Source organism: Streptomyces sp. ActVer (assembly GCF_027270795.1).
Classification (GTDB): Bacteria; Actinomycetota; Actinomycetes; order Streptomycetales; family Streptomycetaceae; genus Streptomyces; species Streptomyces umbrinus_A.
In genome coordinates, this window is record NZ_JAPWHT010000888.1 from 1 (window position 1) to 1,354 (window position 1,354).

The 1,354-nt window shown below is 69.7% G+C and carries 3 protein-coding genes; 1 reads left to right on the top strand and 2 read right to left on the bottom strand.

All coding sequences use genetic code 11. The features are described from left to right. A partial coding sequence (locus O3Q52_RS53100; RefSeq protein ID WP_269655550.1) for an IS5 family transposase occupies window positions 1–568 on the top strand: 568 nt, incomplete at its 5' end. A gap of 61 nt (window positions 569–629) precedes the next feature. Here O3Q52_RS53100 and O3Q52_RS53105 read toward each other — a convergent pair. Together O3Q52_RS53105 and O3Q52_RS53110 are read right to left on the bottom strand one after the other, a co-directional pair. Then, entirely contained in the window at window positions 630–881 is a 252-nt protein-coding gene (locus O3Q52_RS53105; RefSeq protein WP_269655551.1) for a hypothetical protein, read from the bottom strand. Window positions 882–895: 14 nt separating this feature from the next. Then, the coding region (locus O3Q52_RS53110) for a hypothetical protein (protein WP_269655552.1) at window positions 896–1,354 on the bottom strand (459 nt) is incomplete at its 5' end.

Genomic DNA, 1,354 nt, shown 5'->3' on the forward strand with positions numbered 1-1,354 from the left:
GGACAGGGGGGATCCCGAGCGGCAACAGCGCCGCGCCGTGCGCCGACGCCGCAGGGCCCGGCTGCGGGCCGCCGAACTGGGCCGCTCCCGGGGCGGGCTCACCAGCAAGGTCCACCTCGCCGTCGAGCGGCGCTGCCGCCCGCTGTCCATCATCCTCACCCCCGGGCAGGCCGCGGACAGCCCGCGCTTCATCCCGGTCCTCAAGAAGATCAAGGTGCGGGGTCCCCTTGGCGGCCCCAGGAGCCGGCCGGACGCAGCGGCCGGAGACAAGGCGTACTCCTCCCGTGCCAACCACGCCCATCTGCGCAGACGCAACATCAAGGCGGTGATCCCGGAGAAGGCCGACCAGGCCGCCAACCGCAAGAAGAAGGGACGCTCCGGCGGCCGCCCGGTCAGCCACGACGCCACACTGTACAAAGATCGCAACACAGTCGAGCGCGCCATCAACAAGTTCAAGGAATGGCGGGGGCTGGCCACCCGCTATGACAAGACACCCGAGAGCTATGCCGCAGGACTCCACCTGCGCGGGTCCATCCTCTGGTTACGCAGCCTTCCAGCCCTCCCGTGACCTCAACTTAGAACTTGGCCCTAGCCGGAGTGCGAGCCGCGGGTCGGGCGCAGTCGGCGAGTCACCGGGTCAACTCGGATTGCACTGCCGCGAATGCCTCGTCCAGATGGTCGGCCAGCGGCCCACGGCGTTCCAGGCTGCTCCAGATCTCGATGGCCAAGGGCAGTGTGCCGACTCCGGCCATGGCGACCAGCCGGAGTGCCTGCTGCCGTTCAGGGTCCGGCCAGCGTTCGGCCAGGGCCTCGGTGATGATCCGCTCCTGGCGCTCATGGTTGGAGTGCTTGCGGGCGGGAAGGGTCTCCGTCGACCGCATCAGCCGGTCGAGTGCTACCGGCCCGGCCGCTCGGGCTCCATCCGGAAGCAGACCAAGCGGGTCTTCGCGGCGGCCGTGCGCAGCTCGTCGTTGGTGGGCTGCCGGTCGCCTGGGAGGCCGAGCATCAGCCCCTTGGCGGCCTTGGGCCCTTTGCGCCGGCCGAACTCACCGAGCAGGGCGGCGACTTCCTCAGGGTCCTCGACGACCGTCGGGACGGCGCCGTGGTCCTGGCCTCGGATGCGCAGCCGGACGGCGGACCCTTGGCGCATGCTGGGGATCCAGCCGAGCTGGGAGGACATGGCGAGCACCGTGCCGGGATCCCAGTCGAAGTAGCCGATGGGGACCATGAATTCGCGGCCCGTCCTGTGCCCCTTGTACGTGAGGAGCATCAGGCGCCCGCTCAGCGGCTTGTGGAAGCGGGAGGCGAGCAGCGGCCGTACGACCTTGTTGGCGGCTCGGAAGATCTTCACCAT